General features: G+C 72.3%; 13 protein-coding genes and 1 tRNA gene. 12 read left to right on the top strand and 2 right to left on the bottom strand.

Features of this window, described 5'->3' with window-relative positions; all coding sequences use genetic code 11:
- Positions 1-54 precede the first annotated feature (54 nt).
- Complete coding sequence (locus tag C4U44_RS14315; RefSeq protein ID WP_103886134.1) at positions 55-1,455, bottom strand: MFS transporter; 1,401 nt, start codon at positions 1,453-1,455, stop codon at positions 55-57.
- Positions 1,456-1,544: 89 nt separating this feature from the next.
- Between C4U44_RS14315 and C4U44_RS14310 the strand changes: the two genes are divergently transcribed.
- The 3 genes from C4U44_RS14310 to C4U44_RS14300 all read left to right on the top strand — a co-directional run bounded on the left by C4U44_RS14310 (position 1,545) and on the right by C4U44_RS14300 (position 3,907).
- On the top strand, positions 1,545-2,600 hold the full coding sequence (locus C4U44_RS14310; protein WP_235032069.1) for a LysR family transcriptional regulator: 1,056 nt from the start codon (positions 1,545-1,547) through the stop codon (positions 2,598-2,600).
- Positions 2,601-2,920: 320 nt separating this feature from the next.
- Entirely contained in the window at positions 2,921-3,217 is a 297-nt protein-coding gene (locus C4U44_RS14305; RefSeq protein WP_093712089.1) for a type II toxin-antitoxin system VapB family antitoxin, read from the top strand.
- A 21-nt stretch (positions 3,218-3,238) separates the two neighbouring features.
- Positions 3,239-3,907: a LytR C-terminal domain-containing protein gene (locus C4U44_RS14300; protein WP_103886132.1), complete on the top strand. Its 669-nt coding sequence runs from the start codon at positions 3,239-3,241 to the stop codon at positions 3,905-3,907.
- 41 nt (positions 3,908-3,948) lie between these two features.
- Here C4U44_RS14300 and upp read toward each other — a convergent pair whose 3' ends face one another.
- Positions 3,949-4,584: a uracil phosphoribosyltransferase gene (upp, locus tag C4U44_RS14295; RefSeq protein WP_103886131.1), complete on the bottom strand. Its 636-nt coding sequence runs from the start codon at positions 4,582-4,584 to the stop codon at positions 3,949-3,951.
- A 139-nt stretch (positions 4,585-4,723) separates the two neighbouring features.
- On the opposite strand from upp, the gene C4U44_RS14290 reads away from it, so the two are divergent.
- The 9 genes from C4U44_RS14290 (at position 4,724) to C4U44_RS14255 (ending at position 13,949) form a co-directional block, all read left to right on the top strand.
- Entirely contained in the window at positions 4,724-4,939 is a 216-nt protein-coding gene (locus tag C4U44_RS14290; RefSeq protein WP_103886130.1) for a hypothetical protein, read from the top strand.
- A gap of 349 nt (positions 4,940-5,288) precedes the next feature.
- Positions 5,289-5,840: a tRNA adenosine deaminase-associated protein gene (locus C4U44_RS14285; protein WP_103886129.1), complete on the top strand. Its 552-nt coding sequence runs from the start codon at positions 5,289-5,291 to the stop codon at positions 5,838-5,840.
- A 50-nt stretch (positions 5,841-5,890) separates the two neighbouring features.
- Entirely contained in the window at positions 5,891-6,325 is a 435-nt protein-coding gene (locus tag C4U44_RS14280) for a nucleoside deaminase (RefSeq protein WP_103886128.1), read from the top strand.
- Between the two features lie 31 nt (positions 6,326-6,356).
- Positions 6,357-6,443: transfer RNA gene (locus tag C4U44_RS14275), tRNA-Ser, on the top strand.
- A 378-nt stretch (positions 6,444-6,821) separates the two neighbouring features.
- Complete coding sequence (locus C4U44_RS14270; RefSeq protein ID WP_103886127.1) at positions 6,822-10,121, top strand: GH92 family glycosyl hydrolase; 3,300 nt, start codon at positions 6,822-6,824, stop codon at positions 10,119-10,121.
- A gap of 61 nt (positions 10,122-10,182) precedes the next feature.
- Complete coding sequence (locus C4U44_RS14265) at positions 10,183-12,159, top strand: phospholipase C (RefSeq protein ID WP_103886292.1); 1,977 nt, start codon at positions 10,183-10,185, stop codon at positions 12,157-12,159.
- Between the two features lie 214 nt (positions 12,160-12,373).
- Positions 12,374-12,538 (top strand): hypothetical protein, encoded by a 165-nt coding sequence (locus C4U44_RS41915; RefSeq protein WP_200823243.1) that lies wholly within the window; start codon positions 12,374-12,376, stop codon positions 12,536-12,538.
- Positions 12,539-12,566: 28 nt separating this feature from the next.
- Positions 12,567-12,860 (top strand): Dabb family protein, encoded by a 294-nt coding sequence (locus C4U44_RS14260; RefSeq protein ID WP_103886291.1) that lies wholly within the window; start codon positions 12,567-12,569, stop codon positions 12,858-12,860.
- A 234-nt stretch (positions 12,861-13,094) separates the two neighbouring features.
- Positions 13,095-13,949: an RNA polymerase sigma factor SigF gene (locus C4U44_RS14255; protein ID WP_235032068.1), complete on the top strand. Its 855-nt coding sequence runs from the start codon at positions 13,095-13,097 to the stop codon at positions 13,947-13,949.
- The last annotated feature ends 146 nt before the right edge of the window (positions 13,950-14,095 follow it).

Raw genomic sequence — 14,095 nt, 5'->3', positions numbered from 1 at the left:
GTGCGTACGGAGACGGAGGGGTGCCCACCCCCGGCGGGCCCGCCCCGGCGGAGCTCAGGCGCCGGCGCGGCGGGAGCGCGCCGCACGCAGGACGAGGGACAGGACCACAGCGAGTGCACAGGCCGGCGCCGGCAGCAGCAGGCCGCAGGCAGCGCCCCGGGCGGAGGGGTGCACCGCGACGAAGGCGCCCAGCACCGCGACGCCGAGGGTCGCCCCGAGCTGGCGGACCGCGTTGAGCAGGCCGCCGGCCGCACCCGCCGACCCGGGCGGGGCGAGCGTGATCACGGCGGTGGTCAGCGCGGGCAGCGCCAGCGAGACGCCGCAGCCCGCCGCGCACAGCCCCACCGCGAGCACCGGGTACGGCGCCCCCGCCCCCGCCGCACCCGCCATCACGCCGCCCGCCGCCACGAGCAGCGCCAGCCCCGCCCGTACCGGCCGGTCCGGCCCGAGCCGGGCCACCAGCCGCCCCGTCACCAGCAGCGGGTTGACCGCCGTGGGCAGGGTCAGCGGCAGGAAGGCGGCCCCGGCGGCCACCGTGCCGTAGCCGCGCGTGGCCTGGAGGAACAGCGGCAGTACGAACAGCACCGCGGTGAGGGCGAACCCGACGGCCGCGCCCGCCGCGAGCATCGGCGCCATCCCGGGCGCCCGCAGCACCGCCGGTACCAGCACCGGCGAGGCGCTGCGCCGCTCCCGCCGCGCGAAGAGCGCACCCGCGGCGACCGCGCCGGCCGCCGACCAGGCTCCGTGCACGGCCGCGTGCGCGCCGAAGGCGATCAGCGCGTCCGTGGTGAGCGCGAGCGCCGCGCACGCGGCGAGCTGGCCGCCCCAGTCGATCCGGCGCTCCCCGCGCGGGCAGCGCACCGAGGGACCGGCGACCAGGGCGAGCACCACCACGGCGAGCGGCACGTTCACCACGAACACCGCCCGCCATCCCGCCAGCGCGACCAGCAGCCCGCCCGCGATCGGACCCGCCGCCAGCGCCGCCCCGCTCACCGCGGCCCACACGGCCACCGCGCGGGCCCGGCGGGCCGGTTCCGGATACAGCCGGGTGATCATCGCCATGGAGCTGGGCACGCAGGCCGCCGCGGCCACCCCGAGCACCGCCCGCAGCCCCACCAGCGTCCACAGCCCGGGCGCGCACACGCTGAGCAGCGACCCGGCGCCGAAGGCGGCGACACCCGCGCGGAACACCCGGTGCGCCCCGTAACGGTCGCCGACCGCGCCCGCCGACAGCAGCAGCGCGCCGAACGCGACGGTGTAGCCGGTCACCACCCACTGCAGCCCGACGGTCGAACTGCCCAGCGAGCGCGCCAGGTCGGGCTCGGCGACGGACAGCACGGTGGTGTCGAGCAGCACCATGAAGTACCCGAGGGCGATGCCGAGCAGAGCGGGCCCGGTGCGCGGCGCGGGCGGCGCCGCCTGGGGCGGCAGGGTAGGCGGAAGCGTGTGCGACATGCCCCGCACCCTCCCGCCGCGCCCGCGCCGCGCTCCACCGCCTGGCTCGCACTCTCCGTTCGGCGGAACCGAATGCGACGATGGCGGGCATGACGAAGCGAGGGGCGGCGCCCGGCCCGTCCGGCACGACGCGCACGGCTCGCACCGCGGGCGCCACCGTGACCAGGGACAGCGCGGGCGACGCGGGCAGCCCGGGCACCGCAGGCGCTGCGGGCATCGCAGGCACATCCGGCACCTCAGGCGCATCTGGCATGGAGCTGCGGCAGTTGCGGACCTTCGAGGCCGTCGTCGGCACCGGAAGCGTGACGGAGGCCGCGGTACGTCTCGGGCTGGCCCCGTCCTCCGTATCGCAGGCGGTCCGCACGCTGGAGCAGTCGCTCGGCGTCGAGCTGTTCGAACGGCTGCCGCGCGGAATGCGGCTCACCCCGGCCGGTGAGCGGCTGCTGGTGTGGAGCCGGCGGCTGCTGGAGCAGGCCGAGCAGGCCCGCCGCGAGGTGGTCGACGCGGGCCGGCAGCGGACGGCGGTACGGCTCGGCGCGCTGGAGTCCATCGCCGCCGCCATCGTGCCCGGCATCCTGGAACGGCTCGCCGCCCGCCGGCCCGAGCTGGCCGTCGACGTCACCTCGCAGGCCGACCGCTCCGCGCTGCTGGCGTCCGTCGCCGCCGGGGAACTCGACGCGGCCCTGGTGCTGGACGCCGGCGACTCCCTCGGCGGCCTCGGCTTCCCGCTGCCCTCGGGCACCGACCTGGAGTTCCTGGACCTGGAGCCGGTGCCGCTGATGCTGGTCGCCGCCCCCGGGCACCGGCACGCGACCGCGGATCGGCTCGCCCCGGCGGACCTGCGAGGGGAGCGGCTGCTGGTCAACGTCAGTTCCGCCTGCTCCTTCGCCCTCGCCGCCGACCGGTTGTGCGGGCCGGGCGTGGAGCGGGTGCACGCGGGCAGCGTCGCGGTGATGCGCGCCTGGGCCCGGCGCGGGATGGGCATCGCACTGCTGCCGTCGTTCGCCGTGGCCGACGAGGTGGCCTCCGGCGCCCTGGCCGCGCTGCCGCTGCGCACCCCGACGCTGCACCTGCGGCTCATCTGGCCGCCGTCGCGGGCGACCCACCCGCCGACCAGGGCGCTGCTGTACGCCGCGAGCGGCTGACCGCGCGGGGGCCGGCAGATGTCCGGGCGTCAGGTCGCCGCGTCCGGAGCGTCCGGCCGCCTCGCCGTCAGATCGTCACACCGTCACACCGCAGCACCAGAACGCCATCGCGCTGCCATCGCCTCGTCACCCCGCCGTCCCGGAACCGTCGCCGCGTCACCGGCCCTGCCTCCGGGGGGTCGTCACCCCGGCGGAAGCCCCGCCACACTGACGGCCGAACCGGGCAGGTTCAACCTTTCGTACGCCTATGGGTAATTCGGCTGCACGCCATCCCTGCGTCGAGGCTGCGCCCGGACAAGCCGGGCCGGTAGGCTTTCCGTGTGATCTTCAAGCGCATCGGAAACGGGCGGCCGTACCCGGACCACGGCCGGGTGAGCACGCGCGAGTGGGCGGACGTCGCCCCACGTCCCGTGCGGCTGGACCAGTTGGTGACCACCAAGGGACAGCTCGACCTGGAGACACTCCTGGCGGAGGACTCCACGTTCTACGGCGACCTGTTCGCACACGTCGTGAAGTGGCAGGGCGACCTCTATCTGGAGGACGGGCTGCACCGCGCGGTGCGCGCGGCACTCCAGCAGCGGCAGGTGCTGCACGCTCGGGTCCTGGAGATGGACTGACAATCCGCTTACGCTGCGCTCATGAGCATGTTGACGCCCTCCGGGATGGGCGGGAAGTACCGGGTAACGGGCAACTCGTATCCGCGTATGCGCCCGCCGAAGCGACGCGGACGGTTCGTGACCGTCCTGATCGCCGCGGTAGTCGTACTCGGCCTCTTCGGCTGGGGCGCCTTGCAGCTCTTCCATGTCTTCAACGGTGACGACAACGACTCCAAGGCGAACGCCGCGCCCAGTAGGCCCTCCTGCGCGCCGACGCCCAGCCCGACGGCCACCGGCAAGCCCAAGCCCCTGCCGCAGCCGACGCAGGTAACGATGAACGTCCTCAACGCGACGACCCGGGGCGGCCTCGCGAAATCCACCGCCGACCAGTTCGCCAGCCGCGGCTTCAAGGTGGAGCGGTTCGGGAACGCGCCCGACCCGTACAACGCGAAGGTCACCCAGTCCGCGCTGATCGTGGCCGGGCCGGCCGGGGAGGCGGCCGCGCGCGAGGCGGGTACCCAGGTGCTCGGCTCCACGGTGAAGATCGATCCCCGGCGCAAGGGCACCACGGTCGACGTGATGATCGGAAGCGCCTTCGCCAAGCTCTCCACGCCCACGCAGGCCGCCGCGGCCCGGGTGACCGCGGAGAACCCGCCGCCGCCGAAGCCGGTCTGCACGACCCCCTCGACCGGCCCGACACACAAGAGCTAGTGCCGTGGCCGGCCACCAGGGCCGGCAGGTGCGAGCCGGGGCTAGCTGACGGTGCCGTAGAGGCGGTCACCGGCGTCGCCGAGGCCGGGGACGATGAACCCCCGCTCGTTGAGCCGCTCGTCGACCGCCGCGGTGACGACGGTCACGGGCTTGCCCGCGAGTTCGCGCTCCATCAGCTCGACCCCCTCGGGGGCGGCCAGCAGGCAGAGGGCGGTGACGTCGTCGGCGCCGCGCTCGATCAGCAGGCGTATCGCCGCGACCAGGGTGCCGCCGGTGGCCAGCATCGGGTCGACCACGTACACCTGGCGCCCGGACAGGTCCTCGGGCATGCGCGTGGCGTACGTCGTGGCCTGGAGGGTGTCCTCGTCGCGGACCATGCCGAGGAAGCCGACCTCGGCGGTCGGCAGCAGCCGGACCATCCCGTCGAGCATGCCGAGCCCGGCCCGCAGGATCGGCACCACGAGCGGCCGCGGGTACGACAGCCGCACCCCGGTGGTGGGCGCGACCGGGGTGGAGATGTCGACCTGCTCGGTCCGCACGTCGCGGGTCGCCTCATAGGCGAGCAGCGTGACGAGCTCGTCGGCGAGCCGGCGGAAGGTGGGCGAGTCGGTGCGCTGGTCGCGCAGCGTGGTGAGCTTGTGCGCGACCAGCGGGTGGTCGACAACGTGGAGACGCATGGGAGGACTGTATCCGGCCCCCTCGGGTCCGCGGATAGCCCTCCTCACCCTCGCCCTCTGTGCTCGCGAACGGGTAAACCGCCCCTTCGGGGGAAGGTTCCCGGGGAATCGCGACACAGACGCGGGGACGGTGGCACTCATGCCGGACACGACGGGCCGCGACAGCGGCGGCGCACGCGGCTCCAAAGCCCTTCCACAGGCCCAGCGCGAACGGGAGCTGGAGCGGCGTCACAAGCGCGCGGCGTTCCTGCGCGAGCTGGACGAGGCGAAGGAACTCCGCGACCGGGTCAAGCCCCGCCGGGCCCGAGCGGCCCGGATGCGCCAGCAGATGCGGATGCGGACCTTCCGCTGGTGACCCGCGCGCCGGTTCCGCCGGCGACAGGGAGGCGCCTCGGCGCGGTCTCCTCGCGCCTCCGCTCCACTCCCCTCACGTCTCTTCACGTCCCTTCACGCCCCCGGTGCGATCGGCGGAGCGTGACCGCTTATGGCGGTCGAGTGACCGGTGGGGCCGGTCGGGGGTCCGCCAACATCGGGGTTTTCCCGAGAAGTGACCAAGTCCTGGCACGTCGCGGTGTCGAAGACCCTTCGCAACGCCCTTGTTTCTGCCACGATGCCGAGTGGGTGGGACCATCATGGAACCCTCATGAACCGGAAGTGGGGAACCCACCCGGTCCGGACGGCCTGAGACCTGTGGGAGAGTCACGGTGTACTTCGCCGCACTGCTCGCGCGCACCGAGGACGGTTGGCAAGCGAGCGAACCCGATCTCGACGATGTGGAAACCCTCGCCGACCTGAGCGACTTGGCTCGTACGGCCGGCGACGAGGAGGAAACGGTTCTGGTCTTCATCGAGCAGGAGGACGCCTGGTTCGGCGTCATCCGGGTCGACGGTGAAGAGGACCCCAGGATCTATGTGTCCGACGCGGCCGCCGCCGCCCGCAGCTCGTACGGGGAGATCCTGCTCACCGACGAGGTGCTGGGCCGCGACCCGGAGAACGCGGACGACCTCGACGACCTTGTCGACCTCGACGGCACCGAGGACGGCGATACCGACGACACCGACGAGGACTCCGTAGCCGGGCCCTCCGAGGACCACGTGCCGACCGGCCCGCTCGGCGAGACCGAACTGCTGGCCGACCTGGGCATGAGCGCCACCGAACTGCTCGCGCTGAGCGGCGACGGCGCCCTGACCGGGGAGGCCCTGGGCGAGATCGCCGACGCGCTGGGGGCGTCCGACGTACTGGAGGCGGTCCGCTGACACAGTCCGGCACCGAACCCGACGTCCTGCGGGACCCCTGGGCACCCGCCATGCGGCTCGCCCTGGCGGAGGCCGAGCACGCCCCGCTCACCGGTGATGTGCCGGTGGGCGCGGTCGTGCTGGCCCCCGACGGTTCGGTGCTGTCCCGTGCGCACAACGAGCGCGAGGCCACCGGCGACCCGACCGCCCACGCCGAGGTGCTGGCCATCCGCCGCGCGGCCGCCGGCCTCGGCCGGTGGCGGCTGACCGACTGCACCCTGGCCGTCACCCTGGAGCCGTGCACGATGTGCGCGGGCGCCATCGTGCTGTCCCGGCTGGAGCGGGTGGTCTACGGCGCGCCCGATCCGAAGGCGGGCGCGGCGGGTTCCCTGTGGGACCTGGTCCGCGACCGCCGCCTCAACCACCGCCCCGAGGTGATCGCCGAGGTGCTGCCCGGCCCGAGTGCGACCCTCCTCACCCGCTTCTTCCGTCCAAACGATTTCTGACCATCGCCTCCCGTGGGCTAAGCTCTCTCCCGGTAGCGTGTCCGAGCGGCCTAAGGAGCACGCCTCGAAAGCGTGTGAGGGGGCAACTCCTCCGTGGGTTCAAATCCCACCGCTACCGCTCTTCGACCGAAAGCCGGTGCGCTTCCCAGCGCACCGGCTTTCGTCGTCTCCGCGTCTCCGCGTCTCCGCGCCTGCCCTTCTCCGCACGACGCCGCGCGCGCGTCGCGCGCCACCCACCACAAGCCACCGCACCACGCCGCGCACCGTCCCCCCGCGCACCTCCCGCAACGCCCCGCTTCGGCCGCCGCCGCCCCGAATTGCCTGGGGCATGCACATTCCGCCGGGCTGCCGGTGATCCACCCCCTCTTGTTCACCCGGGCGTTCCCACGATGAGGTGTACTCCGCACGTTTGTACGGCTCGGCCACCCGACCGGTCGGCCTCGCGTACGACGCCTCAGGCCGGTCCGGTCACGAACAGAGAGAAGAGCAACCGGACATGGCTCTCCACGCAGGCAGATCCTGGAGGGTGGGCGTCGCGGGACTCGCGCTGGCCGCCTTCGGGGTCGGCGGGCTCACCGCGCCACCGGCCCTGGCGGCTCCGTCCGCCCGGGCGGCGACGAGTGATCCCGCGTCACTCGTCGACGAGTTCATCGGCACCCAGGACAACCACGCGGCCAACACGACGGAGTCGGCGTACGGGGACACCACCCCGGGCGCCACCACCCCGTTCGGGATGGTCGACTTCAACCCCACCACCTACAACACCGCGGGCGGCAGCTACACCAACCAGGGCGGCTACGAGTACGACGCGGACCAGATCCGCGGCTTCTCGCTGAACCGGATCTCCGGGACGGGCTGCGCGGGCACCAACGGCGCCGAGGACTTCCCGGTCTTCCCGTACGCGGGGGCGCTGCCCGGCGGGGTGCTGCCCACGGTGCCGAGTGCGAGCGGCATCAAGTCCTACTACTCCTCCTTCGACCACGCGCAGGAGAGCGCGACCCCCGGGTCGTACCAGGTGACGCTCGGGAACGGGATCAAGAGCGAGCTGACCGCCACCACGCGGACCGGTGACGCGCGCTTCACCTTCCCCGCCTCGGCCGCGTCCGGAACGCTCGTCTTCGACACCGCGGGCTCGCTGAACGGCAGTTCGCACGCCACCGTGCGCATCCTTGGCAACGATGTCATCGAGGGCAGCACGACCGTGCAGCCCACCTGCAAGGTCGGCCCGTCCTACACCGCCTACTTCTACGCCCGCTTCACCACGCCCTTCACCGCCGCCGGCACCTGGCAGGACTCGGCGGAGAGCGCGGTCGTGGACCTGGGCGCCTCGACGGACGTGTCGGCGTCGTCCAACGCCGCCCACGGCACGGGCGCGTTCGTCAGCTTCGCGCCGGGCAGCACCACCGTGGCGGACATCGGGCTGTCGTACGTCAGCGCGGACGGCGCGCGGGCCAACCTCGACAGCGAGGTCGGCCACACGGGCTTCGACGCGCTGCGCGCGAGCGCCCACCGCACGTGGGACAGCACGCTCGGGCAGATCCGGGTCGGCGGCGGGAAGCCCACCGGCACCGCGCGGTCGGCGCAGTTGGAGACCTTCTACACCGCGCTCTACCACGCCACCCTGCACCCGAACGTCTTCGACGACGCCGACGGGCAGTACACCGGCTACGACGGCAAGCTCCACGCGGTGAAGCCCGGCCACCACGAGTACACCACGTACTCCGGCTGGGACATCTACCGCGACGAGGCCCAGCTGATCGCGCTGCTCTTCCCGGACCGTGCCTCGGACATGAACCAGTCGATCACCGATCTCGCCACGCAGGCGGGCTGGTTCAACTGGCCGATGCTCGACTCCGCCCAGAACAAGATGGACGGCGACTCGCTGGACTCGGTGCTGGCGAGCATGGACGCGTTCGGCGCGACCGACTACGACCGGGCCGGCGCGCTGCGGAGCATGGTCGACAGCCAGACGCTGGTGCCCAACGACGCCCCGAACGCGCCCGCCGGCGGCGTGCCGGTCACCAACCGGCGCCAGGGTTTCTACCAGTACGCGGCGCTCGGCTTCGACAGCGACACCAACGGCATCGCCTGGCCGACATCCAGCGACCTGGAGTACACGGTCGACGACTTCGGCATCGCGCAGATGGCGCAGCGCCTCGGTGACGACAGCGCCTACGGGACGTTCATGCAGCGCGCGCAGGGCTGGCAGAACCTCTTCGACACCGGGCAGGACGCGCTGGCGCCCCGCAACAAGAACGGCTTCGACCGCGGGGTGAACCTCAAGGTCAACACCGGGCAGTTCGCGGAGGCCAGCGGCGCGCAGTACGGCTGGATGGTGCCGCAGAACATCGCCGGGCTGGTCGCGAAGAAGGGCGGCGCCGCGCAGGTGGAGGCGCAACTGGACGCGTTCTTCAGCAACCTCGCGCCCGGCTCCACCCAGGCCAACCCCGGCTCCAACAGCCCCTACGCCTACATGTCCAACGAGATCGACTCGCAGGACCCGGAGCTCTACAACTGGATCGGCCGCCCGGACCGCACCGCGGACGTCAACCAGGAGATCCGCGACGCGCTGTGGACGGACAACGACCCCGACGGGCTGTTCGGCAACGACGACCTCGGCGCGCTGTCCGCCTGGTACGTGTGGTCCTCGATCGGCGTGTTCCCGGCGGTCTACGGCCGCTCCGAACTGGTCGTGTCGGGACCGGCGTTCAGCTCGGTGAAGATCACCAGCTCGGGCCCGTCGCACCGGACGTACACGCTCAACGCGCCCGGGCAGAGCGACAGTTCCCGGTACGTGACCGGCATGCGGGTGGACGGCCGGGCCGGCTCGGCGAGTTGGCTGCCGCAGTCGTTCGCGCAGAAGGGCGGCACCGTGGACTTCACGATGTCGGACCACCCCGGCAGCTGGGGCACCGGGAAGGACGACGTCCCGCCGTCCTTCTCCGACGGCAGCGACGCCTACAACAACATCGGCGCGACGCCCTCGGGTGAGGGCGACACCGGCAGCTTCGACGCCTCGAACAACAGCTACCAGGCGGGGCTGCTGCCGGCGCCCGGCGCCACGGTCGCGTTGCCGGGCACATCGGTGACGTACACCTGGCCGGACACGGCCGCGGGCGCACCGGACAACTGGATCCCGCACGGCCAGACCATCGCCATGGGCGGGGTGCGCGCGGGGCAGATCTCCTTCCTGGGGGCGGCCACGAACGGTCCGTCCGCCGGCATGGCGTCGGTCGACTACACCGACGGCACGCACCAGGACGTCCCGGTCGACCTCAACGACTGGACCTCGCCCAACCTGCCCTCGGGCGCCAACACCACGGTGCTGACCACCGCCCACCGCGACAACGCCAACGGCACGCAGGACAACACGCCCGCGATGGTCTACGGCACCAGCCCGCAGAAGCTGGACCCCTGGAAGACGATCGCCAGCGTCACGCTGCCGACCGCCACCGACAACGGCGTGATGCACGTGTTCGCGATCGGCACCTCGCCGGCGGACGCGGCTCCTCTGCAGGCAAGTGCGGTGCTTCCCGACCACAGCGGCCGCCAGGTGAACGCCGACCTCGTGACGCTGTCCGGCGGCGCGGGCGGCGGCGCGGCCGACTACCGGGTCAGCGTCGAGTGGGGCGACGGCCACAGCGGCACCGCGACGGTGCTCGCGCTCGGCGCGTCCGGCGACTACTCCGCCTTCGGCAGCCACGCGTACCGCTCCCCGGGCCGCTACCGGGTCACCGTCAAGGTCTCCGACGGCACCTCGACCCGGACCGTCACCACGTCGCTGGCGGTGTCCTGAGATGCGCACCATCACCACGGCCGGCCGCAGGACCGGCACATCCGACATGAGAGAAACCACCATGCACCTCGCACCACGGCGGCCCCGCGGGCGGCGCCTGCCCGGCGCGCTGGCGGCCACGGCGCTGACCGCCGCGGTCACGCTCGCCGCCGCGCTCACGGTCGCGCCCGCGGCGTCGGCGACCCCCGCGGCACCCGCGTCCGGCACCCTGGCCACCGCCTCCCCGATCAAGCACCTCGTCGTGCTCTTCGACGAGAACGTCTCCTTCGACCACTACTTCGGGACGTACCCCAAGGCCGCCAACACCGACGGCACCTCCTTCACGGCGGCGCCCGGCACGCAGACGCCGGTGAACCTGCTCAGCGACGGCTCCAAGCTGCTGACCGCCAACCCGAACCAGTACCAGCCGCGGCGCCTGGCCGACTCCGAGGCGCTGACCTGCGACCAGAACCACAGCTACACCCCCGAGCAGCAGGCCTACGACAACGGCGCGATGGACCAGTTCGTGCAGCACACCAGCAGCGACCGCTGCTCGGGGCTGTACGGCAGCCCGGGCCTGACCATGGACTACTACGACGGCAACACCGTCACGGCCCTGTGGAACTACGCCCAGAACTACGCGCTCAGCGACAACAGCTTCGGTGACGTGTTCGGGCCGTCCACCCCCGGCGCGCTCGGCCTGATCTCCGGGCAGACCCACGGCGGCATCACCGTCGACTCCACCACGGGCGCGCAGCGCTCCCCGTCGGCCTCGGGCACGGTACGCAGCCCCGACCCGACCACCGGCGTCGGCACGGTCTACGGCGACTCGGACCCGGCGTACGACGACTGCTCGGACAACAACCACACCTCGACCAGCGACCTCACCGCCGTGCAGGGCCGCAACATCGGCGACCTGCTGAACGCCCGGAACGTCACGTGGGGCTGGTTCCAGGGCGGCTTCGCGCCGACCTCGTCCCCAGGCGGCAAGGCGGTCTGCGGCGCCACCCACGCCAACGTCGGCGGCGCCTCGTCGGTGGACTACTCGCCGCACCACGAGCCGTTCCAGTACTTCGCGTCCACCGCCAACCCGCACCACCTGCCGCCGACGTCGACGTCGGCGATCGGCCACCAGGACCAGGCCAACCACCAGTACGACCTGACCGACTTCGACCGCACGCTGGCCGCGGGGAACCTGCCGGCCGTGTCGTTCCTGAAGGCCGGCGAGTACCAGGACGGCCACGCGGCCTACTCCGACCCGCTGGACGAGCAGAACTTCCTCACCAGCGAGATCAACGCCCTGCAGAAGTCACCGGAGTGGTCCAGCACCGCGGTGGTCGTCGCCTACGACGACTCCGACGGGTGGTACGACCAGGTCGCCGCGCCGGTCGGCAACGGCTCCACCGACTCCGGCGCCGACACGGCGATGTGCACCTCCGGCCCGGCCGCATCCGCCGGCTACCTGGACCGCTGCGGTCCGGGGCCGCGGCTGCCGCTGCTGGTCATCTCGCCCTACAGCAGGCAGAACCACATCGATCACACCCAGACCACCCAGTCGTCCGTGCTGCGCTTCATCGAGGACAACTGGGGGACCGGGCGGATCGGCGACGGCTCGTTCGACGCGAAGGCGGGCTCGCTCGACTCGATGTTCGACTTCGCCAGGCCGCAGCAGCGCGCGGTGCTGCTCGGCGCGGACGGATCGGTGGCGGTGAAGGTCCCGATCAAGGTCGCGCCGGGGCGCATGACGGTCCTGCCCGGCTCGGATCGGGTCGCCCCGCGGACCAAGGCGACCGCCTCCGGCCCGGACGCGGCGTCGGCGTCGGCGGGCGGGAAGGGCGCCGGCGGTGCCTCCGGGTCGGCGGGTCCGGATCTGGCGGCGACGCGCTCGGACGACTTCCGGCTGAGCGGCGCCGAGATCGCGGGCGTGTCGGTGCCGGCCGTGCTGGTCGCGGGCGCGGCGGCCTTCTGGCTGCTGGCCCGGCGCCGGCGTACGGCCGGGTCCGCGGCGGCGTCCGGATCCGGTGCGGGTACCACTGCCGGGACGGCGGAGGTGAAGTGACGGTCCGTCCGCCGCACCGCAGGTAGACACGGGGCCCCCGCCGGAACGGACCGGCGGGGGCCTCGCGCCGTCACCCGTAAGGCCTCGCGATCCTCTTATTTTTTGCGGATGATGATGCTGTCCGGTCGTCTGGTTACTCCGTACGGCGGATAGAATTCGGCGATTGCACACTTGTGACCGCTGGTGCCGAGTCGCTGCTGGGAGGCCAAGGAGCATGGCGCAGGCGAGGAAGATCGCCACCTACGTGCTGGTGATCTTCGTGCTCTACACGATCATCGACCAGCCGGCCCGGGCAGCCGATCTTGTGCAGGTGGGGTTCGTCGGGATCTCGAACGCCGCCAAGAGCCTTGGGCAGTTCATGCACGACCTGGCCAACTGATGGCCGAAGGAAGACGCGAGGAGTGGCGATGATCCGGCATCTGGTGCTGTTCAAGCTGAACGAGGGCGTGAGCCGGGACGAGGAACGTGTGGTGGCGGGCGCCCGCGGCTTCGCGGAACTCGGCGCGCAGGTACCCGAGGTGGTGTCCTGGGAGTGCGGCTGGAACGTGACGGACCGGCCGATCGCCTACGACTTCGCCATCAACTCCTCCGTCGCCGACACCGGCGCCCTGACCCGCTATCTCGAACACCCCGCACACCAGGCGGCGGTCGCCCCCTGGTCGGAGTTCGCCACCTGGGTGATCGCCGACTACGAGATCTGACCCCGCCCCCGTCGCACACCCGTGCGCACCGGCCCCCCGCCGTCCCCGGCGGGGGGCTTTTCCGTGCCGCCCCGGGCCGGGGTCCGTTCCTACAACACGGCAATATGCGGTGCTTGCACAAAGCACTCATGAATGGTGATGCTATGACCGCTTTGCTGGACGTTTTGACGGATGTTCGGCGGATGCTGTGCCCGCAGCAGGCTGGAGTGGACCGATAAGGGGAGTGGTGTGGCGGTGCCGGCCCGAACGACGTCAACGTCGGCGTCAACGTCGGCGTCAACGCCGGCAGCGACGTATCCGCGCGGCAGGACGCGGGCGCCGAACAGCAACGCGGCCGACGCGCGGGCGCTGACCCAGGTGCTCTTCGACCAGATCGTGGAGCTGGAACCGGGTACGCCCGAGCACAGCCGGGTGCGGGCCGCGCTGATCGAGGTGAACCTGCCGCTGGTGCGGTACGCCGCCGCCCGCTTCCGCAGCCGCAACGAACCCATGGAGGACGTGGTCCAGGTCGGCACGATCGGCCTGATCAACGCGATCGACCGGTTCGACCCCGACCGCGGGGTGCAGTTCCCCACCTTCGCGATGCCCACCGTGGTCGGCGAGATCAAGCGCTACTTCCGGGACAACGTGCGCACCGTGCACGTGCCGCGCCGGCTGCACGAGCTGTGGGTGCAGGTCAGCGGGGCGATCGAGGACCTCACGGTGCTGCACGGCCGCTCCCCGACCACCGCGGAGATCGCCGAGCGGCTCCGGCTGTCCGAGGACGAGGTGCTGGCCTGCCTGGAGGCCGGCCGCGCGTACCACGCCACCTCGCTGGAGGCCGCCCAGGAGGGCGACGGCTCCCCCGGCCTGCTGGACCGGCTCGGCTACGAGGACCCCGCGCTCAACGGCGTCGAGCACCGCGACCTGGTCCGGCATCTGCTGGTGCAACTACCCGAGCGCGAGCGGCGCATCCTGCTGCTGCGCTACTTCGGCAACCTGACCCAGTCACAGATCAGCGCCGAGCTGGGGGTTTCGCAGATGCACGTGTCCCGGCTGCTGTCGCGGAGCTTCGCCCGGCTGAGGTCCGCAAACCAGCTCGAATCGTAACCCACCGGGATTAAGCCACCTGCACAGATAAGTCGACATGACGCTACAGCGTGTTGCCGACATGTGACATTCTGCGGGGAGCGCGTTTGTGACGGCCGGACCTCCGGTATTCCAGTGGAGGAACAACCGTCGCTCGCGACGCCCGT

It is taken from the genome of Actinacidiphila yanglinensis, assembly GCF_900107965.1.
Taxonomy (GTDB): Bacteria; Actinomycetota; Actinomycetes; order Streptomycetales; family Streptomycetaceae; genus Actinacidiphila; species Actinacidiphila yanglinensis.
This window is presented reverse-complemented; position numbering and strand designations above follow the sequence as displayed.

What these genes read in the sequence shown, in the direction of transcription:
- C4U44_RS14315 (WP_103886134.1), bottom strand. Translation starts at nt 1,455, where the DNA reads ATGTCGCACACGCTTCCGCCTACCCTGCCGCCCCAGGCGGCGCCGCCC.
- C4U44_RS14310 (WP_235032069.1), top strand. Translation starts at nt 1,545, where the DNA reads ATGACGAAGCGAGGGGCGGCGCCCGGCCCGTCCGGCACGACGCGCACG.
- C4U44_RS14300 (WP_103886132.1), top strand. Translation starts at nt 3,239, where the DNA reads ATGAGCATGTTGACGCCCTCCGGGATGGGCGGGAAGTACCGGGTAACG.
- upp (WP_103886131.1), bottom strand. Translation starts at nt 4,584, where the DNA reads ATGCGTCTCCACGTTGTCGACCACCCGCTGGTCGCGCACAAGCTCACC.
- C4U44_RS14290 (WP_103886130.1), top strand. Translation starts at nt 4,724, where the DNA reads ATGCCGGACACGACGGGCCGCGACAGCGGCGGCGCACGCGGCTCCAAA.
- C4U44_RS14280 (WP_103886128.1), top strand. Translation starts at nt 5,891, where the DNA reads ATGCGGCTCGCCCTGGCGGAGGCCGAGCACGCCCCGCTCACCGGTGAT.
- C4U44_RS14270 (WP_103886127.1), top strand. Translation starts at nt 6,822, where the DNA reads ATGGCTCTCCACGCAGGCAGATCCTGGAGGGTGGGCGTCGCGGGACTC.
- C4U44_RS14265 (WP_103886292.1), top strand. Translation starts at nt 10,183, where the DNA reads ATGCACCTCGCACCACGGCGGCCCCGCGGGCGGCGCCTGCCCGGCGCG.
- C4U44_RS41915 (WP_200823243.1), top strand. Translation starts at nt 12,374, where the DNA reads ATGGCGCAGGCGAGGAAGATCGCCACCTACGTGCTGGTGATCTTCGTG.
- C4U44_RS14260 (WP_103886291.1), top strand. Translation starts at nt 12,567, where the DNA reads ATGATCCGGCATCTGGTGCTGTTCAAGCTGAACGAGGGCGTGAGCCGG.